At 36.8% G+C, this 25,299-nt stretch carries 23 protein-coding genes; 11 read left to right on the top strand and 12 right to left on the bottom strand.

Annotation, left to right across the window (positions count from 1 at the left end; all coding sequences use genetic code 11):
- Nucleotides 1-10: 10 nt before the first annotated feature.
- Nucleotides 11-865, top strand: a complete 855-nt coding sequence (gene rpoH, locus GQS55_RS19365) for an RNA polymerase sigma factor RpoH (RefSeq protein WP_159822294.1) — start codon at nucleotides 11-13, stop codon at nucleotides 863-865.
- A 652-nt stretch (nucleotides 866-1,517) separates the two neighbouring features.
- On the opposite strand, the gene yghU is transcribed toward rpoH, so the two are convergent.
- From yghU to GQS55_RS19340, 5 genes are all read right to left on the bottom strand, one after another.
- The gene (gene yghU / locus GQS55_RS19360; RefSeq protein ID WP_159822292.1) at nucleotides 1,518-2,375 is read right to left on the bottom strand and encodes a glutathione-dependent disulfide-bond oxidoreductase; all 858 of its coding nucleotides are present in this window, start codon (nucleotides 2,373-2,375) and stop codon (nucleotides 1,518-1,520) included.
- A 36-nt stretch (nucleotides 2,376-2,411) separates the two neighbouring features.
- Complete coding sequence (locus tag GQS55_RS19355) at nucleotides 2,412-2,963, bottom strand: carboxymuconolactone decarboxylase family protein (protein ID WP_159822290.1); 552 nt, start codon at nucleotides 2,961-2,963, stop codon at nucleotides 2,412-2,414.
- Between the two features lie 383 nt (nucleotides 2,964-3,346).
- Nucleotides 3,347-4,606 (bottom strand): tyrosine--tRNA ligase, encoded by a 1,260-nt coding sequence (gene tyrS, locus GQS55_RS19350; protein WP_159822288.1) that lies wholly within the window; start codon nucleotides 4,604-4,606, stop codon nucleotides 3,347-3,349.
- Nucleotides 4,607-4,708: 102 nt separating this feature from the next.
- The gene (locus tag GQS55_RS19345) at nucleotides 4,709-5,503 is read right to left on the bottom strand and encodes a helix-turn-helix domain-containing protein (RefSeq protein WP_236559703.1); all 795 of its coding nucleotides are present in this window, start codon (nucleotides 5,501-5,503) and stop codon (nucleotides 4,709-4,711) included.
- A gap of 322 nt (nucleotides 5,504-5,825) precedes the next feature.
- The gene (locus GQS55_RS19340; protein ID WP_159822286.1) at nucleotides 5,826-6,344 is read right to left on the bottom strand and encodes a TetR/AcrR family transcriptional regulator; all 519 of its coding nucleotides are present in this window, start codon (nucleotides 6,342-6,344) and stop codon (nucleotides 5,826-5,828) included.
- A gap of 647 nt (nucleotides 6,345-6,991) precedes the next feature.
- Here GQS55_RS19340 and GQS55_RS19335 point away from each other — a divergent pair.
- The 6 genes from GQS55_RS19335 to GQS55_RS19310 all read left to right on the top strand — a co-directional run bounded on the left by GQS55_RS19335 (nucleotide 6,992) and on the right by GQS55_RS19310 (nucleotide 11,626).
- Nucleotides 6,992-7,360 carry a VOC family protein gene (locus GQS55_RS19335; RefSeq protein ID WP_159822284.1) on the top strand — a complete coding sequence of 123 codons (369 nt, stop codon included), beginning with the start codon at nucleotides 6,992-6,994 and terminating at the stop codon, nucleotides 7,358-7,360.
- Nucleotides 7,361-7,468: 108 nt separating this feature from the next.
- Entirely contained in the window at nucleotides 7,469-8,161 is a 693-nt protein-coding gene (locus GQS55_RS19330) for a cupin domain-containing protein (RefSeq protein WP_159822282.1), read from the top strand.
- A gap of 232 nt (nucleotides 8,162-8,393) precedes the next feature.
- Nucleotides 8,394-8,735: an RNA-binding S4 domain-containing protein gene (locus GQS55_RS19325; RefSeq protein WP_159822280.1), complete on the top strand. Its 342-nt coding sequence runs from the start codon at nucleotides 8,394-8,396 to the stop codon at nucleotides 8,733-8,735.
- A 286-nt stretch (nucleotides 8,736-9,021) separates the two neighbouring features.
- Nucleotides 9,022-10,608 carry a YHYH protein gene (locus tag GQS55_RS19320; protein WP_159822278.1) on the top strand — a complete coding sequence of 529 codons (1,587 nt, stop codon included), beginning with the start codon at nucleotides 9,022-9,024 and terminating at the stop codon, nucleotides 10,606-10,608.
- 109 nt (nucleotides 10,609-10,717) lie between these two features.
- Nucleotides 10,718-11,266, top strand: a complete 549-nt coding sequence (locus tag GQS55_RS19315) for a hypothetical protein (protein ID WP_159822276.1) — start codon at nucleotides 10,718-10,720, stop codon at nucleotides 11,264-11,266.
- Between the two features lie 129 nt (nucleotides 11,267-11,395).
- Nucleotides 11,396-11,626 carry a glutaredoxin family protein gene (locus GQS55_RS19310; protein ID WP_159822274.1) on the top strand — a complete coding sequence of 77 codons (231 nt, stop codon included), beginning with the start codon at nucleotides 11,396-11,398 and terminating at the stop codon, nucleotides 11,624-11,626.
- Nucleotides 11,627-11,694: 68 nt separating this feature from the next.
- Here GQS55_RS19310 and GQS55_RS19305 read toward each other — a convergent pair whose 3' ends face one another.
- Nucleotides 11,695-12,165, bottom strand: coding sequence for a nuclear transport factor 2 family protein (locus tag GQS55_RS19305; protein ID WP_159822272.1), 471 nt, complete (start codon nucleotides 12,163-12,165; stop codon nucleotides 11,695-11,697).
- Between the two features lie 208 nt (nucleotides 12,166-12,373).
- On the opposite strand from GQS55_RS19305, the gene GQS55_RS19300 reads away from it, so the two are divergent.
- A complete protein-coding gene (locus GQS55_RS19300; RefSeq protein WP_236559702.1) occupies nucleotides 12,374-12,940 on the top strand; it encodes a TetR/AcrR family transcriptional regulator in 567 nt (188 codons plus the stop codon).
- 3 nt (nucleotides 12,941-12,943) lie between these two features.
- Here the strand turns inward: GQS55_RS19300 and GQS55_RS19295 are convergent, their stop codons facing one another.
- The 3 genes from GQS55_RS19295 to GQS55_RS19285 all read right to left on the bottom strand — a co-directional run bounded on the left by GQS55_RS19295 (nucleotide 12,944) and on the right by GQS55_RS19285 (nucleotide 18,054).
- Complete coding sequence (locus GQS55_RS19295) at nucleotides 12,944-13,927, bottom strand: response regulator (protein WP_159822270.1); 984 nt, start codon at nucleotides 13,925-13,927, stop codon at nucleotides 12,944-12,946.
- 20 nt (nucleotides 13,928-13,947) lie between these two features.
- A complete protein-coding gene (locus tag GQS55_RS19290) occupies nucleotides 13,948-17,277 on the bottom strand; it encodes an MHYT domain-containing protein (RefSeq protein WP_159822268.1) in 3,330 nt (1,109 codons plus the stop codon).
- 411 nt (nucleotides 17,278-17,688) lie between these two features.
- Complete coding sequence (locus GQS55_RS19285; protein WP_159822266.1) at nucleotides 17,689-18,054, bottom strand: MliC family protein; 366 nt, start codon at nucleotides 18,052-18,054, stop codon at nucleotides 17,689-17,691.
- Nucleotides 18,055-18,969: 915 nt separating this feature from the next.
- On the opposite strand from GQS55_RS19285, the gene GQS55_RS19280 reads away from it, so the two are divergent.
- The 3 genes from GQS55_RS19280 to GQS55_RS19270 all read left to right on the top strand — a co-directional run bounded on the left by GQS55_RS19280 (nucleotide 18,970) and on the right by GQS55_RS19270 (nucleotide 22,851).
- On the top strand, nucleotides 18,970-20,469 hold the full coding sequence (locus tag GQS55_RS19280; RefSeq protein ID WP_159822264.1) for an OmpA family protein: 1,500 nt from the start codon (nucleotides 18,970-18,972) through the stop codon (nucleotides 20,467-20,469).
- Nucleotides 20,470-20,626: 157 nt separating this feature from the next.
- Entirely contained in the window at nucleotides 20,627-22,021 is a 1,395-nt protein-coding gene (locus GQS55_RS19275) for a hypothetical protein (protein ID WP_159822262.1), read from the top strand.
- A complete protein-coding gene (locus GQS55_RS19270; RefSeq protein ID WP_159822260.1) occupies nucleotides 22,021-22,851 on the top strand; it encodes a hypothetical protein in 831 nt (276 codons plus the stop codon). Before GQS55_RS19275 ends, GQS55_RS19270 begins: the two co-directional genes overlap by 1 nt.
- A 188-nt stretch (nucleotides 22,852-23,039) precedes the next feature.
- Here GQS55_RS19270 and GQS55_RS19265 read toward each other — a convergent pair whose 3' ends face one another.
- The 3 genes from GQS55_RS19265 to GQS55_RS19255 all read right to left on the bottom strand — a co-directional run bounded on the left by GQS55_RS19265 (nucleotide 23,040) and on the right by GQS55_RS19255 (nucleotide 25,281).
- The gene (locus GQS55_RS19265) at nucleotides 23,040-23,705 is read right to left on the bottom strand and encodes a DUF2971 domain-containing protein (protein ID WP_159822258.1); all 666 of its coding nucleotides are present in this window, start codon (nucleotides 23,703-23,705) and stop codon (nucleotides 23,040-23,042) included.
- Between the two features lie 12 nt (nucleotides 23,706-23,717).
- Nucleotides 23,718-24,152 (bottom strand): hypothetical protein, encoded by a 435-nt coding sequence (locus tag GQS55_RS19260; RefSeq protein WP_159822256.1) that lies wholly within the window; start codon nucleotides 24,150-24,152, stop codon nucleotides 23,718-23,720.
- A gap of 298 nt (nucleotides 24,153-24,450) precedes the next feature.
- A complete protein-coding gene (locus GQS55_RS19255; RefSeq protein ID WP_159822254.1) occupies nucleotides 24,451-25,281 on the bottom strand; it encodes an endonuclease/exonuclease/phosphatase family protein in 831 nt (276 codons plus the stop codon).
- Nucleotides 25,282-25,299: the final 18 nt, after the last annotated feature.

Here is a 25,299-nt window from a genome sequence, read left to right as displayed (position 1 = left end):
GTTATTTATAATGAGTAATACAATGCAACTAACAGTACCACGTAGCGGCAGTATTGAGTCTTACATGCAATCAGCATATAGCATTCCAATGCTTACCGCTGAAGAAGAGAAAGATCTCGCAACTCGCCTTTATGAAGAAAACGATTTGAAAGCGGCGCAAAAACTTATTATGTCGCATTTACGCTTTGTTATTCATGTAGCGAAAGGTTATTCAGGCTATGGTTTAGCACACGCCGATTTAGTACAAGAAGGCAACGTTGGCTTAATGAAAGCGGTTAAGCGCTTTAATCCTGAAGTAGGTGTACGTTTAGTATCATTTGCTGTTCATTGGATCAAAGCAGAAATTCATGAGTTTGTCTTAAAAAACTGGCGCATAGTAAAAGTAGCAACAACTAAAGCACAACGTAAATTATTCTTTAACCTACGTAAAAACAAAAAACGTTTAGGTTGGTTTAGTAACGATGAAGTAAATACAGTTGCTGAAACATTAGGTGTAAGCACCAAAGATGTGTTGGAAATGGAAAATCGCATGAGTAGCCATGACCAAGCATTTGAATTATCTTCAGACGACGATGATGGCGCGAGTGCAGGTAACTTCTCTCCAGCGTTATATCTTGAAGATAAACAATCAGATTTAGCGGTTGAAGTAGAAAATGCTAACTGGGAAGACCACGCTAATACACGTTTATCTACGGCACTAGTCGCATTAGATGAACGTAGCCAAGACATTATTAAAACGCGTTGGTTAGCAGAAGACAAAACAACATTGCAAGATTTGGCAAACAAATATCAAATTTCTGCAGAGCGTGTTCGTCAATTAGAGAAAAATGCGTTGAACAAACTTAAAAACACAATGGTTCTGTAAGTAACCTTTTTAAAACTTGTTTAACATAATAAAAACCGGCATTAGCCGGTTTTTTTTGTTTTCATAGTCTGTACTCTTATCAACATAGTTAACATTCGCGTGTTATACCCGTTTCATTAATTAAGTGAACAATTTTATACGTAGAAAAAATTGCCAAAGATAGGGCATTCATTTCAAGAACTAGTTGTTCTGATTATTAAATAAATAACGATGTCGTTGGTGATTTTAGCAAGTAGAAATGATCACATAGCTAGTGAGATTGGTATTAACAACCCATTAAGCCCAAAACTAATGACACTGTATATAGTGAGCAGGTAAGCAAAAAATTAACGTTGAATAGCTTTTGAGCCGCTATTGTTTCCTTATTTTGTTCTGATTATTATTTCGTTACTATGGGTTTGTTAAAGACCAGAGTTTGACAAGATACTTGGGCAACCTTCTTAGGTATAGAAGGCTTAGGTAGACACGCTTAGCTATAAAGGTTTAGATACCAGCTCATAGTTTATAGTTTATAGTTAAGAGTTCATCGGCATAGGTTGTAGCTGTATTTTCACAGCGACAAACCGGCAGATACAAAAAAGGGCAAACAACATTACTGTTGTTTGCCCTTTTATTTATTGTTCTATATTTTCAGCGAAATTAAAAACTCAGGTTATTTAGGCTGTAGCGCTAACACCTTATCAATGTCTTCAGCGTTGTGACGATTTTCAAGCTGTTCCCACGCTTCTCCCCAAGTTTTATTGACGATACGACCACGTTGAAAAGCTGGGCGAGCTAACATTGCTTTTGCCCAACGTTGAACATGTGTGTAGTCTTCTGCTTGCAGAAATTCTTTAGCGCTGTAAAGCTCTCCTAAAACTAGGTTGCCATACCATGGCCACGTTGCAATATCGGCGATACTCAGCTCATCACCCGCAATGAATTCATTGTTGGCTAGCTGTTTATCTAACACATCTAACTGTCGCTTAATTTCCATGGTAAAACGATCAATCGCATATTCAAATTTTTCTGGTGCATAACTATAGAAGTGTCCAAAACCACCACCTAAATAAGGTGCCGAGCCGTGTAACCAAAATAACCAATTCATCACCTGTGCGCGCTTAACAATGTCCTTAGGTAACAAAACATCAAACTTCTCTGCTAAGTACACTAAAATTGAAGCTGATTCAAAAACAGGAAGCGGTGTTGCGTAGCTGCTATCAACTAACACTGGAATTTTAGAGTTAGGATTAATGGTTACAAAACCCGATGAAAATTGATCACCTTCACCAATTTTAATCATGTGAGCATCATATTGTGCATCTTTACCTAGTGCTAATAGCTCTTCTAACATGATTGTTATTTTTTGGCCATTTGGCGTACCCATGGAGTACAGCTGTAACGCATGTTCCCCAATAGGTAAGGTTTTTTCATGTGTCGCCCCAGAAACGGGACGATTAATACTGGCCCACTTACCGCCACTTTCAGCGTCATGAGTCCAAATTTCGGGTGGTATATATTGCTCTAACATTATCGTCACTCCTAAACTTAAATATGCTTTTTAGTCTTACTTTTTAGTCCAAGCAAACTGTGCAAATGCATCATCAACAGGTGTATTGCCAATGTGATTTGTGTAGTTACTAATAACTTTTTGAGCAAGGCCTAATATGATTTCTAAAACTTGTTGTTCACCATAGCCAGCTTCGTAGAACTTATTTAATTCTTCTTGCGTTACATTACCACGATTACGCACAATAATAAGTGTCATATCTAATAATGCTTGTAACTTAGCTGTTGGCATTGATTCTTGATTACGTAACGCTTCTGTTAACTCAGGTGCAACTTTCATTGAATGAGCAATACCTGTATGTGCAGGTACACAGTAGTGACAGCCGTGCTCTACATTAATTCCTTGCCAAACAACCGTTAACTCTTCTGCATCAAATGATGTTTCACCAAATAATTTGTGAAGTATTTGGTAGCCTTCAAGTGCTTGAGGAGAGCTTGCTAAAACGCCATGCAAGTTTGGTAACATGCCGAATGCCTTTACAGAGCCTTCTAATAATGGCTTGCTTGCTGCTGGTGCTGATTCAATTGTGTGCGTAGTTAATGTTGTCATAATATTTTCCTATTTGTATTGATCTATATTAATTTGTACCGATCGGTATCGGTCGATTGAGTGTATTGTACCTATCGGTATGTTAAAGTCAACTTAGTTTAAAAACTTTTTGTATTTGTATTAGCAACAGTTAACACTTATTCGTTCTCAACTAAAGTATGAAAAAATTTCGATACAGTTTAAGTTTCTGATATAAAGGATTTTTGTTGTTTTTACTCGGCGGTGGTTAACGTTGTTTAATTAGTGCTTTATCAGTAGACAGGTGAAAATAGTTTAAGGTGCTAAGTAATATGCAGTTGCTAAGATCTGATCTGAGTGTTTTAGCACTCAAATCATATGTTTATAGTTGCAGTAGTAGTCTTGTCTTTTTAACAATCACTAAATTACTGTTTTTTGATCAGCTTAAATTGCTTTTTGCCGCGTTGGATAATCCAAAAACGGTCAAAGAGTGGAAAGTCTAACGATGCCTCTACATGGTCGATTCGTTCGCCGTTCACTTTAATGGCATTATTGCTTATCAACTCTCTAGCAATACGCTTTGAATTAGCAAGCTTAGCGGTAACTAACAAGTCACATATATCACTATTGTGATCGACAGTGATAACGTCTAACCCGTCTAGTTCAAGTTGTGTTAGCTCTGATAAGCTTAATTGCTGCACATTGCCGTTAAATAGTGACAAACTGATACGCATTGCGCTGTTTAACCCCACTTCACCATGTACAAAATGCGTGAGTTGTTCGGCCAATACTTGCTGTGCTTTAGGTTTGCCTTTACTTAATTGATCGGTACGTTGAATTTCATCAATCTCTTCATTAGACAAGAAGGTGTAGTAACGTAGGAAGTGGTATACATCGGCATCGTCGGTGTTTAACCAAAACTGGTAAAAGGCATAAGGTGAAGTTTTGCTTGGATCAAGCCAGATTGCGCCACCTTCGGTTTTACCAAACTTGGTGCCATCTGATTTAGTAATGAGTGGCAGCGTTAATCCGTACACTTTAGCTTTATTAAGGCGACGAGTTAAATCAATACCACTCACAATATTGCCCCATTGGTCGTTACCGCCTATTTGTAAAGAGCAGCCAAAACGTTTATTTAGCTCCGCAAAATCAAAAGACTGTAGTAATGAGTAGCTAAATTCCGTAAACGAAAGTCCTTGCTCTGGACGCAGTAATCGTTGTTTGACCGACTCTTTATTTATCATGGCGTTAACGGAGAAATGCTTACCTACATCGCGAAAGAAATCGAGTATGTTCACTGAGCCAATCCAGTCGGCATTGTTTTGAATGGTTAGCGGTTGTGCTAAATGTGCCGTCATTACTCCTTGTATTTGTGCAGACAATGCATCAACCCATTGTTGAACCGTTTGCTTGGTGTTTAATGACCTTTCTGTGGCTTTAAAGCTTGGATCGCCTATTAAGCCTGTTGCGCCACCAATTAAGGCAATACATTGATGGCCAGCATCTTGAAATCGTTTTAGCATCAGCAACGGCACTAAGTGTCCAATATGCAAACTTCCTGCTGTTGGATCAAAGCCACAATAAACCACTTGCGGTGTTTGTAATAGGTTACCAAGCTCTTCTTGCTGGCTGATCTGAGAAATTAAACCGCGTTGGGATATATCGTTCAATAGTTGAGTGGTCATATTTTTACTCTAGCTTTAACTGTTTTATTTAAGTAATGAGTAAAGCTAGGTTAAAGAAGTTAATACACCTCAACAATGTCCCTAAAGGGATAGAGAAGAGAATTAATTGCGAGCGATATGATTTAAAAACAACTGAAATAATTCACTTAACGAAGCAACGTTGAGCTGTGAATATATGCGTTTACGATGGTTTTTCACGGTACCAATGGTTATCGACAAATGCGCGGAAACATCTTTAGAGTCATACCCTTGTACTAATAGCGCTGTTATTTCTTGCTCTCTTAACGTTAGTAGATCTTTACCAAAAGTCGCGACTCCTTCCTTGATCGCTTGGCTGATATTACTGTGTTTAGAGCTGCCTAAAACAAAGGTGTCATGTGACCAATGCTGATGACATAACGCTTGTATTAGCGGGTAACGATTTTTTAATTGTTGCTTTTGCTGTTCGGTAAATTTTTTTTCTGTCTGCGTGTAGCCAAAGTAAATAACAACCCATCGTGCTTCATCAATACGCACCGTTAAGCCTAATTCATCTTGCCAATTGGTTTCGTAGTAAAACTCTTGTTGATAGTTTTTATATTCCCCAATATCTGAGATAACGTCTTGTAAGCTATATACGCCTTCAATATTATTTTGGGTTAAGGCAATATAAAACGGGTCGTAAACAAATGAATTTATTAAATAACGCTGAAAAAGTAACTCTCGTTTAGAATCAATAGAGTCATACAAGTAGATGGGGTGTTTTCCCTGTCGATAACCAAGAATAAGCAGACAATCATAGTCGATAAAAGAATCAATAAATTCAACTAGTTGTTGTGAAAAATTAACACTATTAAGCGATGTTATACATTGTGCTAACAGGTTATATTCTTTATTTGTTGAATCTAACGTCATCATTTAATCTCTTGGTATGCAGCAAAGGGTAGGTAAACAAATTTTTAGTATTAGCGTTATGTGCAGTAATAACATCGGAGCTGAGTCATTAGAATCATGTCATAGAGGTCCTGGTTTACCAATACCTTCTTTGAGGATTTTGAATCTATTTAATGAGTATATTAATACGTTTAAGTATAACGTGTTGGAATATAGCAAGTCACTTAATACGGAACCCCCAACGGTAACAGCATAACGATTAAGATCCTGAATCAAGTTCAGGATGACGATGAAGGGGGTCAATAAACGTTGGATCCGTGGGGTTTTGTGTGATTCAGTATGCCAATTATTGAGTCGCAAGTGTAAAGTAGCTATGGTCGTTTAGGGCTTTGCTGATCATCATTGCACCCTCAAGTAAACTTACTGTGGTTATTGCAGCATGAGCGGGGTTAGCTTCGCCATTAGCGGTATGTGCAGCATTAAGCCAGGTTAAGTTTTTATCAAAGAAGCGTTTTACTTCAACTTGCACTTTTTCTGGCAAGCTTTCGTTTTGAGCTCCTAATAATCCACATAAACACATTTTGTCATCAGTTAATAAAGCACCTTTGAAAATTTGTGTGTAAACATCAATTGGGTTTTCGCCTCTTGCTTTAATGTCGTCAACATCACCTAATGCCGCTAAAAAAGCGTTTGTATATTGATGTGCTAGCTCAGCGCCTAAGTCAGCTTTTGTAGGAAAGTGATAATGCACACTGGCACTCTTAATGCCTACTTCATTGGCAATTTCTCTAAAGCTAAAATTGTTGTAACCGCCTTGACGTACTTTATTTTCAGCGACTTTTAAGAGTTCTTCTTTTTTACTCATGATCATCTTCCTATGACTGGACGGGCAATTATCTAACAGTAGATAGTCCATTACAAGGCATTTTACGTTGAAGAAATTGCAGTTGATTACATTAATTTTATTAACGTAATCAAGCTAGTCAGGCTTGGTGGCACTATGGATAGCAAACATTAAAAAAAGCATAAGTTTTTTGTTTCTATACTTTGTCTTGGTGTCGTATTTTTATTTCGTGCTGACCATCGTAAAAGCGGTATGTATTGTAAAACGCGTACTAATAATATCTTTATTATATTTCATAACATTCTCTTTAATTCATCTAAAAAAACCACCTATCTACTGGGTGGTAGTTTGGTTGCATCGTGAGCTTAGTTTAAGAGAATGTCAATTTTTATTGCTAATTATTAGCCTATCTTAACCTCTGCTTGAAAAATTAAATAATTATTTAATTTTTATAAAATAATAAAATTAACCTTTAAATCATGTTGTTATGTTTTGTCTTACTGGGATTTTTAAGTGTTTTTTAAAAACTAATTAAAATAAATCGTTGACTACCTACTGGTAGGTAGATAATATCCACTCGTTCGAAATAAAATGTATTTATAAGGTTATTCAATTAAAAACCTACAAATATATTTAATCACTTAACTTATAAAATGAAGGTACTAACAATGATTGGATATACTACTATTGGTTCAAAAGACCTAGACAAAGCTGTTTCTTTTTACGATGCTTTACTTGAGCTAGTTGGCGGTAAAAGAGTTATGGAAATGGATAGAATTAAATTTTATGGAACAGACGCTGGCGGGGCAATGTTAGCTGTATGTATTCCTCATGATAACAATGAACAAAGTTGTGGTAATGGACAGCAAGTTGCTATTCCTGGTGGCTCTATTGAGGGTGCAAAAGCGCTTTATAATAAAGCAATTGAATTAGGCGCTACTGATGCTGGTGAACCTGGACAGCGTTTTGATTTCTTCTATGGTTCATATGTTTATGACTTAGATGGAAATAAACTTTGTTTCTTCCATATGACTTAATCGTCAATAGTGAAATACACAGAAAAGGTCGATGTTTATCGACCTTTTGTTTTTATTAACTAAGTTGAGCTGAGCTTAGGTTAGGTTAATTAAATTGAGGAATCAAAAATGAAAATTGCTGCAGATTTTAGTCAACGTGTTGTTGTGCATAGCGACTCTCTGGAATGGATTGAATCACCTATGCCGGGTGTACATAGAAGGCCACTTGATAGAGTAGGCGCTGAAGTTGCTCGCGCGACAACTATAGTAAGGTATGCGCCCGGTAGTGAATTTTCACCTCATGTTCACACGGGTGGTGAAGAATTTATTGTGCTTGATGGTGTATTTCAAGATGAACACGGTAGTTTTCCTGCTGGCTCTTATATAAGAAACCCACCGCAATCAAAACATCAACCAAGTTCGGAAATGGGTTGCGTTATGTTAGTAAAGTTATGGCAGTTTCAGCCTGATGATAGAACGCATGTACGCTTACAAACAAATTTTATGGGCAGTGTTTCACTTGAAGGTTTTAAGGGGATACATATTACCCCTTTGTATAAAGACCCTATTGAAGAAGTGAGTTTATTACATTTTGAACCGGGTGCTGAAATAACACTTGATGTAGCAAAAGGCGCTGAATTACTTGTATTGTCAGGATCATTAGATGAGCAAACAGACACTTTAACAAAGCATAGCTGGTTACGTGTTCCTGTAAATAGTGAAATTAATGCTAAAGCGGGAAAGGAAGGCGCAAAAGTGTGGCTCAAAACCGGTCACTTAATTGATGTTGAAAATCAAATTATACGTGTACAAAACGCTTAATATAACTGAGGTTTTAATCTTAAGTTTAAGTAAACTTTAATGACAGCAATAAGTTAAAAACTGCCGATAATATTTATTTTTAAATGGCAAAATTATTGTTTTTCCGTATTCTTACATAATGTGTTTACCGTATATTTTAGCTCAACATAATAAAGTTTCCTTAATATGAGTTTTATTTAATACATGTTAGAATATCAGCAATCTTATTATTTAAAATCATTAGGCGTATTTCATGTCTGAACACTCAACTTTCGACATTTGTGTTGAACCGATAGAACTTTTTCAATTACTTAAAATAGCCAATATGGTTGGCAGTAGCGGCGAAGCTAAAACCATGATCAGTGAAGGCAATGTTTCAGTAAATAAAAAAGTTGTCGTTCAAAAACGTAAAAAAATTCGCCACGGTGATATTATTGAATATAACGGTAATACTATTGAAATTGCTTATAATCCAAGCCAAAAATCAGCCGAATTTATAAATACTGTAGTGCTAGCGAGTAAAAAAGAGCAAAGAAAAAAAAGAGCTAAAAGTAAAGCTCGGGCTCTTTCATCTGAAAATAACCCTACCTCTTAGTTAGCACGCTAAGATATTACACTCGTAAAGCCTATTATCTTATAGAGAATTAGGTAAGTGATAGAAGTTCCCCTAAGTCCAATGTTAAAGATGGCACTAATTACTGTTAGCCTATATCGATTACTTTGCTGACTACTTTGGCGCTACACCCAGCATACTGAGAATAAGTTATTTGTTCTAAATAGTTAAATTTAATGACCGATCATAATTTATTTTCTTATTTCCACATTGTTTGCACATTTTATAGATACACTTTCTATAAGTTACCTTTATAGATAAAATTTGTATGAAAAAATCAATGTTGATGTTGGCATTAATTTCTGTTTTGGGATTAACAGCCTGTGGTGGTAGTGATTCAAGTGATTCAGTTGATTCAACAGTACCAGTGGAAGTTATTAATGAAATACCTGTAGTAGATGCTGGAGCCGAGCAAACAGTTGTATCAGCCCAAGAAGTGACTATTACTGCGTCTATCTCAGATGATGACGAAGTCGTTACAACCTGGAGTCAAACGTCTGGCACCACTGTTACGATAAATCAAGTTGATAGTACTACCATTACTTTTACAGCTCCTGAGCTTGAAAGCCAAGAAGTACTTACATTTGAATTAACAGTAGATGACGGCACTAATGCGGTTGTATCTGATAGTGTTGATATTATTGTTACTCCGCAAACCACAACTACTGTATCAAGTTTATCAAGTTGGATAATTAACAATGAAACCAGCTCTGAAAAAATCGCTTCAACCTCAGGTAGCGTCTTAGTAAACGTACAAGTTGCTGAAATGGTTACTGTAGTTGAAGATAGCCTTGATGTTGAATATGCGTATGTTGAAACAACAGGTATTCCTAAATACGACGTAACTATTACCGAATCTATTGTTGAACAACTTAATCAACGTCCGAAAGCAGCTACAGATTTTAGCTCTGGCAGCACTTCAGCCGTAGCTGGGCAAGTGGTTACCTTTGGTGAAGACATTGGTTACAACAGTAGCACTGAAAACTGTTTAGATACAGGCGGTGATGGTTACTGGCCTCCAGGTCCAGGTTGTCCTACTGAACAAACAACTCAAGCTTACTTTCCTGCAGAGCCAACAGTAATAGACGAAACTGAAGAAGCGTGTGAAACCGGTTTAGGTAAAATTGGCTTGATGGTTAATGGTACCAGTATTTATAACTGGGGCGATGGCATGAGCGAAGGCAATAACGTTTGGTATAGCCTAGCACCTGTTGCTGAACAGTACGATGTTGATATTTGTGGTGGTCATGCGGCACAAGGTGATTATCATCATCATTTTTATACTAGCTGTTTAGCTACCTTAGTAGGTGATAGCAGCGATGCTCATTCTCCTATTTACGGTTTTGCTGCCGACGGTTACCCACTTTATGGACCATATGAAAGTGAGAATACTTTAGCGATAAGTGGCTGGAAAATTCGTGACTACGGTTTAGATGCAAGTGAAGGTGGTTGTAGTACTGAAGGCGAAAGAAGCTGTATTTTAGTTGACCCGGCTGATATTTCTCAAGGTGTTGAAACTGTAGCAAATGGTCCAGCTATTGGTGAAGATGTTAATACTTTATCTGGTAACGTTTTAGCGGCAGATGATGGTTATTTTTACGAAGATTACTACTTTGCTAACGAAACAGTAACAGGTGCTCAGTTAGATAAACATAATGGCCATGATACTAACGATGGTAAAGGTTACCACTACCATATTACGTTAACACAAGATGCAGATGGCACATTAATGCCAGCTTATCCTTATACGATTGGACCAGACTTTAAAGGTGAACTTGCAACAAATTCTATAAGCCAGTGTGGTACTTCTGCTGCAGGTGGTGGCCCTCCAGGTGGCGGTCCTCCAAACGGATAATTCCTTCCTGAGGTTAAAAATTAACGCAGGGGTAATGCCTCTGCGTTAATCTTGTTTTGTAGTTGTATTGATATAGTATGTTTAAATTTTAGGTGAAATTATCCACGTTATGAAGAAAAGTTATTTTGTTATTTTAGTAATGGTATTGGCTGTTAGCATAGGTGAAACCAAAGCACAGTCGGTAAGCAATGAACAAACTAAACCGATGCAAATGGATCATTCCCATTTACCTATTGCTGTACCAACGAATGTAAAAGAACCGGCTTTAAGTTTAGTCTTAAATAAAGACACAATGTCGGGTTATAACTTACACCTTAAAATACAAAACTATCATTTAACGCCCCCACCAAATGGCGTTTCTAGTATGGCAGATCTTATGTCTGTATCTATCGATAAAGAAACAGGTTTTGTTGAAGGACATGCGCATTTATATATAAACGGTATTAAAATTCAGCGTGTATATGGATTAGATGTGCATTTACCTGCTGAACACTTTAAAGAAGGGATAAATACAGTATCGGTAACATTGAACAATCATGGTCATATGCATTGGACAGCTCAGGATAAAAAAATTGTCTCGACACTTTATATTGATAGTAATGCACCTGAGAAAGTCAAACATAAATTTGAAAGCTTTCCGGTAAAAGGTGACGACTAATTTTGCTAAGATAAAACAGAGGAGTACTTTTCATCGAGGCAGTAATTGATAGCTCAGTTAATTCATCTTTGTTTTTTTGTGAGACTTCAGTAAAATAGCGACTCTTTAATAGCTCTGTAAAGGTTAGTGATGAAACGCGTTGTTTTATATATTTCAGATAAATGCCCCTATTGTCGTGAAGCTCAAAAATATTTAGATGATAATGACATTAAATACAGATTAACCAATGCGAAAATGCAGCGCGGTAGAAAAGAGCTTGATGCTATTGGTGCTCGCTCTGTTCCAGCACTAAAAATTGGCAATGAAGTCATGATTGGTTGGAATTTAGCAAATTTTAAGAAAATTTATGGTGCAGGTTAAACAATCAGTATTAGATAATTGAGTAATCAATACGAATATAGTTATTGATTACTCTTTAAGATAATTAGCTATAGTCCTAGCTCAGTCAAACTGGGGAAATCATCGGGACGAATGTTACCTTGCCAGGTAAATAAACGATCTTTTGCTTCAATAGCTAAATCGTTAATACAAGCATAACGATTTTTCATTAAGCCAAATTCATCAAACTCCCAGTTTTCATTGCCATATGCTCGAAACCATTGGCCTTCAGAATTTTTATACTCATAAGCGTAACGAACAGCAATGCGGTTTTCGGTAAAAGCCCAAAGCTCTTTAATTAATTTATAGTCTATTTCTTTTTGCCATTTTTCTGTTAAAAACTCGACAATTTCATCTCGGCCATTCACAAAGCTTGAACGATTTCTCCATTGACTATCTTTGGTATAAGCCAATGACACTTTTTGTGGGTCTTTATTGTTCCAACCATTTTCTGCGGCTCTTACTTTTTCTACGGCACTTTTCGCTGTAAATGGTGGTAAAGGTGGGCGTGTATTTTCCATACTAACTCCAACGATTGATTTAATTTGATAACCCAATAAACAATGCTTTAAAGTATACAGACTTGTCTACCTGGTTGAGCTATAGTAGACAAGTCTGTATACTTGTGCAATATTTTATTTATCACTAAGTTCGTTAATTAATCCTCAATTAAATAATTAATACACATCATGGCTTAGTTAAATACTCCATGCACCGTAAGATCCTAAAATGAAACAAATAGATAAGCGTCAACAACTAGTAAATACTGCGTTAAAGTTATTTTATGAAAAAGGTATTCATGCGGTAGGAATTAATGAAATTTTGGTAGAATCAGGTATTGCTAAAAAAACCTTATATAATCATTTTGCCAGTAAAGAAGCGTTAATTCAGGCTTGTGTTATTGAACGAGATCAAAGCTTTATGACATGGTTCATTCAAAAGTGTAACGATAACAGCTCAACTACGGTTTTTATTGAACAAGTATTTGATGCGTTAGATGAGTGGATTAATGATAAATCAGTGGAGCTAGGGTCGTTCAGTGGCTGTTTTTTTGTAAATTCTGCAGCAGAATATAGCGATCATCATAATGAAATCAAAAAATTATGTTTGCAGCATAAAACGCATATCAAGCATTTTTTCGAACAGCAACTTGAACCATTAATATCCGATAAGAATCAGCTCACTTCGCTGGTAGAGTTACTGTTGTTACTCAAAGAGGGTTGTATTAATTGCGCGCATGTTATGGGAGACAAACAATCTGCTTTAAAAGCGAAGGCGTTAGCGCTAGTTTTCTAACATTTAATCTTTCCAACGCTGCTTTATTTCAATAACTTTATCTAATTGTTGTATAAATAAATCGACCATTTCAGGGTCAAAATGTTTGCCCTTTTGCTCTTGAATAAATTCTACAGCTTTTTCCACTGACCAAGCATCTTTGTACGGACGAACGCTAGTTAACGCGTCAAATACATCGGCTAACGCAATAATACGGCCAGATCGTGGGATATCTGTGCCTTTTAATTTTTTGGGATAACCAGTACCATCCCACTTCTCGTGATGAGTCATTGACACTATTTTAGCGAGTTCAATTAGATCTGAATCCGATTCACCTAAAATTTCAGCGCCAATTTCAGGATGCTTTTTCATTATCTCAAACTCTTCCTCGGTAAGCTTACCTGGTTTGAGCATGATGCTATCTGGAATACCAATTTTACCAATATCGTGCATTGGTGCTGCATGGAATAAGTTGTCAGCTTCTTTTTCTGTATAACCGTAAGCGAGGGCTATTATTCTTGAATAATGGCTCATGCGCATTACATGCATGCCAGTTTCGTTATCTTTGTATTCTGATGCACGACCTAAACGCTGTATTACTTGTAGTCTGGTGCGTTTTAGCTCTTCTGCATCAACTAGTGATAAGTGTGTTTTTACACGTGCTTTTACTACCGGCGGGCTAACTGGTTTGGCAATATAGTCTACTGCGCCTAGATTTAGGCCTTTTGCTTCGTCTTCTCTTTCGTTTAAGGCAGTCACAAAAATAATAGGAATCGATTTATATAATGGATCATTCTTAAGGGTTTCACATACTTCGTAGCCTGTCATTCCTGGCATCATAACGTCGAGTAAAATTAAATCTGGTCTGTCTTTTTTGATCAAACGTAAAGCATCCTCACCACTTTTGGCGAAGGTAAGCTTATAGGTATCATTAAGAATGTTATTTAATACTTTTAAATTAGTGGGTTCGTCGTCTACCACTAAAACATTCTGTTTATCTAATTCCATGTTTTTCTCAATAAAGTAATTTAAATGGCTGACTTCAAGGTATCGTTTAATACGCTGATTCTATTAGCCGCGACTTCAAAATCAAAGTCATTGCAGGCCGAAATTATGTCTTTAATTTCTTTTGAATATGTTGAAGACATGCTCTCTAATGCTTCTAGTAAGCTCTCGTCAAACTCATTGTGTTGTACATGTTGCTCAAGTTGCAATAGCATTGTGTAAAGTTCTTGCAGGGAAACTTCTTCACCACCTGAATCGGTTATTGCATTATTTGCTGTCCCCATTTTATTAGAACAGTCAATTAATGAATTAATTTCAAGCTGAATAGCATCTGTTGCTGTAGCCGCTTCCTCAGTTAATTCATTTAGGCTTGCGTGTTCTAACTCACCAAACATTATCATTAAGCGATTAAGGGCTAAATTACCACTGACTCCTTTATATTTGTGAGCTATGGTTTTTAATGCAGACCAGTCGTTATTTTTACGCAGTGGGACTAATGTAGCAATATCTTCTTTAGACTGTTTAAGAAAACGTATAACTTCATTAAACAGAGTTGTTTTATTACCCCATAAAGCAATACCTGTATCCAAATCAATTCTTAATTGTTCGGTAGGAATAGCTGGCGCTGGTGCCGGCATTATATTTTCTGAGTCGAGTGTTCGTGCTATTTCACCAATAAGCTGATTTACATCGATTGGCTTGTTAGCAAAACCGTTCATTCCTGCCTCAACAGCAGATCTTTTATCTTGCGGTAATACACTAGCTGTTAAAGCAATGATTGGTAGTTTTGGTAAATCATTTTCTTGCTCAAACTCTCGTCGTTTTATCGATGCTGTCAGTCCGTCCATTACTGGCATTTGTATATCCATTAGAACTACATCAAAACAGTCGCTTTCCATTTTCAATAATGCTTGTTCGCCATTACGAGCAACGGATACGCTATGACGGTGACGTTTTAGCACTAAGCTTAATAATTCAATATTTTGCTCAATGTCATCCACTACTAATATGCTTAGTGGTGACAATTCAGTGTGTGCTTGAGGCACTTGTTTTTTAGCGGAAGCTTTAACCACTTTAATTGGAATACTAAACTCAAAGGTTGACCCTTGACCTTCTTCACTTTGTGCTGAAATTGTACCGCCCATTAATTCAACAAGTTGCTTACTGATGGTAGTTCCTAAACCTGTTCCACCAAAGCGACGACTCATTGACTCATCTGCTTGAGCAAAAGCATCAAAGATTGTTGCTAATTGCGGTGGTGTCATGCCAATACCTGTATCCGTGATTGAAAAGTGCAATACATCGGACTGGGTATTGTGTATATCAATGTATATGCTGCCTTGTTCAGTAAACTTAATTGAGTTACCAATAATATTAGTGAGCACTTGTCTTATTCTATCTGGCACACCATTGTAGAAACGTTGCGCTGTTTTGTCGATATTTAGGTTAATCGCTAAGTCTTTGCTTTGTGCTTGTAACCATAAGGTTGAAACAACAGAATCTACTTCCTCAACTAATGAGAAGTCTCGGTATTCTAATTGGAATTTACCTTTATCTAATTTAGCACTATCAAGTACATCATTGAGAATATGTAATAGCGATTTAGCTGATTGATTAATGGTATTTAGATGCTTACGATGACTTTGTTCAAGCTCTTCATCTAGTAAAATATCACTAAAACCAATAATTGCGTTCATTGGAGTACGAATTTCGTGACTCATGTTAGCTAGGAAAGCAGAACGAGTAGCCGCCGCTTGTTCTGCTTTCTCTTTTGATGCAATAATGGCTGATTCCATGATTTTACGCTCAGTAATATCCATGATGAAGCCGTCAAAATAAACATCGCTTGTTACTTCGTCTTTTATCGTTCGACCATAAGATAATACCCATTTTTCTTTTTTATATCGGTCAATAATCCTTATTTCAACTTGGAATCCGTCAGGGTGATATAAATTAGTCTCATCAAGGATTTTCATATCATCAGGGTGAATAAAGTCACCGACACGACATTTAGGATCAGGTAGCAAGAAATCTTCTGCTGGATATCCGAATAAGTTTTCTACTTCGTCACTAATAAAAATACTTGGCCAGTTTATTTCATCTTTATTGCGATATACGACACCTGGAATGTTCGACACTAAAGAGCGTAATTTAGCTTCTTCTTGGCGTAACTTATTTTCCATCGATTTACGTTCACGCAAGTCGGAAATAAAGGCAACATACATAAGCTGTTCGTTAATCTTTACATAACCTACACCAAGGCGAATAGGTATAAGCTGTCCACTTTTTGTTGATATATCCACTTCTCGAGTAGAGCCAACGGACTGTCCTTTAGGCGTTCTTAAATAGTGATCAATAAATTTTTCATGACTTTCGTTATAAGGCGCGGGTACTAACATTTTGGCATTTTGACCCAACATTTCTTTTGCCGTCCAGCCTAGTAATAAAGGTGCTGCGTTGTTAACACTAACAATTACACCTTTACAGTCAATACTAATAATACTGTCAATGGCGGTATTCATTGTGGCAATAAGGCGACGTTCATTGTTAGCAGCAATTAGTGTTTGGTCTTTGTATCGCATGATCAAATTGGCAGCGAGAACCGAAAAAATGATAGTTAAAGTAATCGCGGTGATGATCATCGCAAGATAAATAGACACTTCGTTAGTTTGCTTAGAAAGCTCAAAGCCAGGCGGTAATACAAAGCGAGCCGCAGCCATGCCAGTATAATGCATACTCGAAATTGCAGCGCCCATAACGAAACTTGAAATGATAGTTTTTACGTAATTATTCAACCAGTGAATTTTAGTGCTTTTTAAGCCAAATCTAATCCATAGAGCTAGAGTTGCTAGCGCCACTGCAACTAAAATTGAGATAGCAAATATGGTGAAGTTGTAACGTAATAATGGAGCCATTTCCATCGCTGCCATACCAACATAATGCATGGTTCCAATACCCGTTCCTACTAATACTCCACCTAAAGCTAACTGCTGAAATTTCACTTCATCACGAATAATAATGTTTAATGCTATCCATGATGCTGCAATAGCTGGAATGAGGGATAAGGCAGTAATGTTAAATTGATAGGAAACAGCGGTACAGAGCTCTACTGCTAGCATACCAATAAAGTGCATTGACCAAATACCCGCACCTAAGGCAAAGCTACCAACGAATAATGAAAAATGTTTTCGACGTGAATTAGCATTCGCAGCTTGTGCTGCTACTTGAAACCCCATAAAAGAAGCAATAATAGCAATTGATATAGATAAAATAACAAGCCAAGGATTAAACGACGTCATTACAAATAGACTGTAATCGTGATATTGGAAAAGCTCGGCAATTTGGTTTGGCATATATATATATTCAACTCAACTCAACTAGGGAATAATTAAAGGTACATTTCTAGACTACAAAGTATTCATTGTCGCTAATAAAAGAAATGACTCAGTCTGACCTATTATTAACAATGGTTATATCATTGGAATGTGATGATTTAGATGCTGTTATTCAAATAATGGTTTTTTTGTACGCTTTTTGCAAGTTTTTTGGTGTTAAATTGTGAAAGCGCTTACTCGTTTACTTGTAAGAGGTAGGTATCGGCAGGTGTTTTGACTTCTTTAGTTTTTTAGTGAAGAAAAAATGAAAAATTTTCAATGTTTTTCTATAGTATTGATTATTGGTGGATTAATAATTGAGAGTTATATGAATTTTACGCTAAGATTTATAATAGGGGCATTAATACTAATATTTCTTCCCAGATTAATCTATTGTAATTGACATGAAATACTGAAATTCTTGTTAGCGCCTGAAAGCATGCTGATGTGCCCGTAATCAGCCTTTGTATGCCATTCATACGTGATGTTGCTATTTGATTTATTAATATAACGAGCGCCAGAGGCTGATATAGCTTGGTGAAAATGTAATGTTTTTTTATTAATCCCAAGCTTTGGGAAGCTAATGTCTAACGTTGCTTCAATACCGCCCTTCGAATATAGCGCTTTTATTAAGCCCTTATCCTCACAACTAAAAAGATAGGGCTTAGTTGTTATATCAACAGGTAGAACAGTAGTATTTGATGAACATGCACAGCACAAAATAAGGAGAGTGGTAATGACAAATGTTTGTTTCATGGTAGTTCTCATTTTTTTGTTTATATTATTGAAAACTAAATTTGTTTTTTATGATTACAAATAAAGACAAATTCAAGCTAGAGAACGCTTTTAAAGAGGTCAGTTCTAGCTAAAATTTCGAACTTAAACAGAGACAATTAAAGTACTGAAAAATATAAAATAAATTTAGAACCATTTTCTTAACCATTTAGTTAACATAGGCTACTTTTTATTCTTCTTTATATCACAAATAAATAACTGGGAGTTATTTGATGGACAATTACATTCGTTGTGCCATCCAATTACATCACAACAGCCAGTCATTTTCATCCTACTATGACACCTAATAACATTGACTGTGACCACTGAATAAAATTAGGTTTGTCACTAATAAACTAAGCTTACTTAGTGCGCATTTTTGACGTTAGCTATCGGCCATTATTTAGGTCAAGAGTTAGCCGTAAGCTGACATTGGCTTTTGTAAAATAATAAGCATATCAGGGACAGGCTTAACTAAAAATCACAATATGTTTGAGTGGCTGATTTAAGCTCATTGCTGCCGTTGGTATTTCTACTCTTAACGTAACTAATGCCACAAAGCGGTCTCTTTTCATAAACCAAAACCATCCTCGCTAATGATCACTTTGATACGAAACCGGACGTTAGACTTGTTTAACGAACGACAGTTCATCGACAAAGCGGTTGCCTAAGACATCTCAGCTGAGCGGATTAACGAAGCCGCGAGTATTTGCATCCAATAAAGCGAATATATATATACCAAGGTATTTCCTTTATTTTTGATGTATATTACTATTTACCAAAATGCTAAATAGCAAACGGAAATATGGAAAGTGCACAACTATATCAGGTACTTACGTTATGTAAAAAAATAGATAATAACTTGATATAATCGCTTTACATTAAAAAGGATGAAGGATGAATAAAAAGTACATTAATCGATCTGTTGCTGTAGCGTTAGCAACACCTCTCATACTCACGGGATGTTCAAGCACTGGCTCATTATCAAATACCACATTAGGTTGTTTAGGTGGCGCTACTATAGGTTCTGTAGCAGTACTTATTGACTCAGGTGACCCCCGAAAAGCCATTCTCGGTGGTCTTATTGGTGGTGCAATTGGGTGTGCAGTTGGGAATTACCTTGATCAACGGGAAGAAGAGCTTGCAAAACTTGCAGAAAAAAATGCTTTTAAGCCTGAATTTGAAAGGATTACGTCAACTGCAGAAGCTGGCGCGAGTTTCTCAAAAGATGCTTATGAAAACGTTATTGCTTCGCAAATATCTCTCAATAGTGAACAGCCTTTATTTGCTTCCAACCAAGCATCGCTGGATGATGCAGCTAAACTTAAAAACCTCCGTGGTTTCTTAAAAGGTTATGTAGAAACGATGGCAAAAGGCTCAAAAATATATGTCGTTGGTCATACAGATAGTTCAGGCTCATCTAAATATAACCAAACACTTTCTGAGCGCCGCGCAAAATACATTGCTCAACTACTCGTGGAGGCAGGAGCTGATCGTAATGCTATTTATTATGAGGGTGTTGGTGAATCTCAACCTATCGCAAGAAATAATACTGAAGTAGGCAAAGCGAAAAACCGTCGCTTTGAGCTGATTGACGTAATGGCTAAACAAGATAAAGGTAGAGGAAAACAGAAGCTTCATAGCGCCCCAATTAAAAATGTTGTTCAGGTAGCTGCGGCTAAGAAAAAGCGTATTGAGAATGTAACCAATACCTTGCCCCAAGTTAAAAAAGACAAATATTCTGAAAAAGAAGCTAAAGTGGAAATGATCCCGCAGGTTAAGAATTCTCGCGTATCTAGAAAATCAAGCCTTGATCTGGGAGGAGTTCCACTTAGTTCATTTGATAAGCATTATGTCATAGCAGCATTAGGTGAAAAGCAAAATGACTCAAGTTGGTCTTTCTTTTCACAGGCGCATGCAAGTAGTGATATATCACTGGTTGGTAGTTGTGCCTATGCAGGCCCTGTTGTACAGTCTAAGTTAAAAACATTTAACGGCCGTCCGGTGCACAGTGCTAAGGTGTCAGAAAGCATTCCTAACCTCTATGGTACTGCTTGGTTCGGGATGGCTGGTAAGACGGGTGTGACACTGGGGCCGGTTGGTATTGAGAAAGAAAGTCTTAACCCAACGCATATGCCAAAAATTAGCTTTTACAATAATTACAAGGGCAATGCGATCTCGTCAGACTACTCTTATACAGTGAGTGTGGAAACTTACAAAGGCGATGGTACTGTGCTTCTTCGAATGTATGGAAAAAACGATAACGATTTAATGAAATGCTCAGATGTCGTATTCTCTACAAATGGCGAACAATTGACTAAAGCCAGCGCGATTATCTATCAAGAGCAAAATGAACTTATGGCTAAAGCGTTTAACATGACGTTAGTTAAAGGATAAAACTATGGATTTAATTGTATTACTTAAAACCTACAGAGATATATTGGTAGTTATTGCTATTACGTTAGCAATATTGTTCTACTTTTCTTACACCAACTGGGATGCGCTGCGTCTATGGTGGAAAAACTTTAAATACAACAATTTTCTTACGAGTAAAGTGCGTTCGCTAGCTAAAAACCCAGATGTAAATGGCAGATGGTTTCACTCTGAAAATGTAGTCTGTCAGAATTATGGTGAGCTATACTGTAAAATCCATAAAGACGGTGAATACTACGAAGCGTGTAAAAGATACCTTTCTATCGTGGGTGAGTCAGGCAGAAAGCCCCTTGGCGCTTTTATGCTAATAGGCCTTTTTGGTGTGCTTTTACTTGAAGCGTGGGGTTTCAGTTACACCATGAGTGGATTTATTGACCTTAGTGCATCTGAGAACACTCGCGTCATTATGACGTGGATTGTTGCAATTGCTTTTGCTGTCATCCTTGCGTTCTTAACACATTTAATGGGACACGAAATTTACCAAAATGACATATTAGGTAGGATACGTAATAACTGGAAAGTCGATGACCCAGAAACTCGACCTAAGACCCTCGATGCTATTGAAGAAGATTTCGAGATCGAGAATTTTTCTGATGAGAATAAGCCAACCTACAAACGTCGTTTAGATAGGCTAGATATAAACTCACCTAAGAAGAAACACACATTCAGTGCCTCAGCAGTTATTGCTATCGTTATTATTGGTATGATCATTACATATGTGCGTGTAAAAACATTAGAAATAGCCCAGACGCAAGACACGATGTGTATTGCAGGCGATGAGATGGGAGGTAGTGCTTCAGTAAATCTTGATGATCTGTACAGCACAACCCCCTTACCTCCAGCTGAAGCACAAAAAATTTCTAGAGACGCTAGAGAAAAAGGTGAATCTGAAATCTGTCGAGCAACGAAAGAAGGAAGCTGGGCAACGTTTGGTATGCTCGCCATTCTATTTCTAGTGCTACAAGCTTTTGCTACATGGGTGTCGTATAAATTCGGTTTCGTTGGTAAGCACTCTAAAACGGCTTGGGTAAGTACACATAAGTATAAAACCAAAGCACAATATGAAAATGCGATGGACAACGCAGCAAAGAATATTGCTCAGCGAGCACAGAAAACACTTAGCAACCTTCAGTCAAGAATGGCTAGAGCGCTAAGTGGTGAAACAATGAATAGCAGTGTTGATATGCTTATTAACTCTGCTTCATCACGCACCTTTTTGGATTATGTCGAAGAAGAAACTGAACAGTCGATGGCCAGTCGCAATCGTCGCACACAAACAATGCAGGACAGAGACAGAGAGCATATTAAGATCAAATCTAGCCCTTTACAAAATTCTGAAACACCATTTTCTGATGAAGAGATAGAGCTTCAATTACTTCAAGAGGTGAAGGGTCAAGAATTAAGCGATGAAGAAGTAGAAAGGCAACTTATTGCTGAAGCGCAAAAGAAAGTTGAAACATCTGAAGAACAACGCGTTCGTATCCTTGAAAAACTTAAAGAGGAAGGAAAGCTGTAATGAAAAAGACACTAGCAACATTAATGATTGCCGCATTAAGCTTGAATTCAGCAGCACAAACAGCACGAGATGATATTATTTCGTGCTATGAATATGCTGATATCAAAGACCAAAAGCCATCCACATATCAACGTGATGTTGTGGTTATGCTTGATCAAACCGTTAACCTTGATACCAATCTTAAAAAATCAGTACACATGCAAGTTGAGCAGTTATTAAAAAGTGGTGATCGCATACGTATCGTTCCTTTCTCTGCAAATGCACAAGGGCGCTATACAGGCGTTACTTTCGACGGCACTTTTGACACAGGCTTAACCGAAGACCAGAGCAACGCAATGAATCGTATCAAGCTAAACAAGTTCCATTCTTGTATGGAAAAGCAAGCGAACATTGCTATTCGTCTTGTTCATGAAAAGCTGAAAGAGTCTTTCCACGACAGCGAACAGATTTATCCTAAGACGGAGTTAGCTGGCACGTTAATGTCAGTATCTAAAACGCTCTTCTCAGATGAATATAAAGGAAGAAAAATCCTTATCCTTATTTCTGACATGATAGAAAATTCGGATGTATCAAGCTTTTACTCTAATGGTAGAGTACGTGTTATTGATGCAGATACTGAATTTGCAAAGTACTCACTGTTAATTCCTGAAAATGCGCTGTCTTCGGTAGAGGTTTTTATTATTGGTGGTGGTTATGTGATGGGAGGAAAAGCCTATTCTTCACAAGCTGTGCTTAATTCACTTAAAGACTTTTGGGCTAAAATTGTTGTCAAAGCTGGTGGTGAGCTTTCAGCATTCGGTACACCACAGTTATTAAACAACATTAAATAGTTCAATAACTGTTTAGTCCAAAATTGGTGACCTTTTTAGTTACATTAAGTATTTAAAAAGGGTAAAAGCCTGATTATACAGATATATGGGGATTCTACTTTTTGGACTTCCCAACCTTTAATTTAAAATAACTTCCACTCCCTAGCGACCGAGTAGATTGCTAGGGAGTATATAGTATAAAGTTGATTTTATATGCCGGAATGGGGCGGAAGCGCCTTAGACTTAATACTACCTAACGGTATATCAGATACATAAATATCGTTATTCATTGCATCTTTTGCACCTAAGTTCTTACACTCAGAAAGGCTTTTAGCTATTCTTATCTCATTTTCATAAGCCCATACATCAGACTTAAAATATAGGTCATCAATCGCTACATATTCATTTTCACTTAATAATTTAGAATCAATAATAGGTCTTCGAGGGTAATAATGTACTGGCCTTGATTTAAGAATGTACTCACTCTGAGGTTCAAATTCAATGACTATCCCTTGATGTGATTCAGCGTAATGGGACCACATTAATAAGTTACTAGGGATTAATGTATCTGCTTGGGTGAGACATAAAAACCCTATACTTTCATTTATTTGTGAAAATATTTTATCATTATTTAGCTTTGCCAATTGAGTTTCATTTGATGACTTTGTCAAAATATATTTTTCAAATAAAGATTCATGTCCATGAGGAACAAACTTGCAAGAAACTTCCCCTTGTTTAAACTTGATATCAGTCACATGAAATTCCAGTTGGAGTTCAAATGGGTCATTAAATGCTTTTGGTTGGGATATTCTAATTGTTTGCTCTTTCAGAAAACATTTTGACGCTACTTTCCCTAAATATTTATACGTTTTCAAAATACTTCCTTGTTAAGCACAACTGCCTATCTCCCAGATTGCACATGCTACAGGTTTGCCATAGCCCCAAATAAAAGTGCCAAATATAGCAAGGTTTACCTCAATATTTGTATACCTTGTGCGCTGCATTTCTATTATCTCTTTAGCTTTATCTTCATCTACTTTGTAATATAGGATTAACTTTGTTTTTGAAAAATCGGTTTTTGACGTTATCTGATCTAAAGTTTCTCTACATTCTTTCTCGTAGTCTGCCATCTCTTTAATGAAAGCTTCATCTCTATCGACTCTATCACGCCAGAAAAATCGTAGAGCCACAATGACAACAAGAGAACCAGATCTTTCTAGCCATTGCCAATCTGATTCAATCAGTGACAAAAAGGCACCAAAGAATATACATCCTAATCCCCAGAGGATGACTTTCCACTCATATTTATCTTTTGGGTACATCGATATTCCTTATCATCTAACTATTATTATTGAGATTTCTCAGTAATTCACTCCCATGACTTTATATTAATATCCCATATATTCACTGTGTTAGGAACTAAAACAATTAATTTCACTTTAACTTGGGTACTATTATACTTTTCATCAATAGGTGCCTTATGTTAAGCCTATGTAATTGCGTGAATATCAGTAATGATCCTGAATCAGTTCAACAAGCAAAGGTGAACCTTGACTGATGCTGTATTAAATACTTACATTGATTAACAAAAGCTAATGTCAGCTATTGGCTAATACTTGCCTATTGGTCTTTCGCTGAAAACTCTGCCCAAACAGGAAAGTGGTCAGATACTTTTTTACTTGAAACACTATCGATCCCCCACTTATTCAAGTATTCAATATCAGTGCCTCTGGTCATAATGATACGGTCATAAGCACAAGCAGTATTATCAGAAAAATTAGTGTCGGCATTTTCTGGCACTATCCATTTATAGTAGTTTACTATAGCTGTATTAGTGAAGTCGGTTGAATTAGCATAGTCACACCCTGCATTAAAATCACCAAGAGCAATATAATCATCTTCTTGGGGTGTAATTGATTTAGCCCACACAAATACATGATGAAGTGCTTTTATTTCATTTACGGCCTCATCAGGCTTTGTATGAACAGTAATTAATACAAAACTAAAATCGCCCATAACAGTTTGAAATCTTGCAACGTATGGTTCTCTTTGAAAGTCATCTGTCCCAGAGTCATCATAAAGTCCCATATCTTGAACTAGCGAGATTTTATCAGTGTTATAAAAGTAAGCGTATTGCTCTTGGCTTCTCTTATCGTCGGGTTGTTTACCTCCACGCTCACTAATAACATAATCATAGCGTGAACCGTCAGAGTTGATTGTTTCTTTAAAAAAAGGCGGGACATTACCTTTAGAGTTTTTTATTTCTTGAACTGCCACAATATCGTACTTTCTAATTATTGAAGCTAACTCATTCATAACATTTGGCTTAGCTGCTTTTGTTTCACCAAATATTTGAATGTTAAAGGTTGCTATTTTAATTGATTCATTTGCTTTGATAGCTGTTGGGAATAAAACCGTAGCAATACACAATATCAAACATATTTTTTTCATTGATCAACGTCCTTATTA

This window comes from Colwellia sp. 20A7 (assembly GCF_009832865.1).
In the GTDB taxonomy this organism is placed as follows: Bacteria; Pseudomonadota; Gammaproteobacteria; order Enterobacterales; family Alteromonadaceae; genus Colwellia.
The sequence above is the reverse complement of the archived record's forward strand: the minus strand, read 5'-3'. Positions and strand labels throughout refer to the sequence as shown.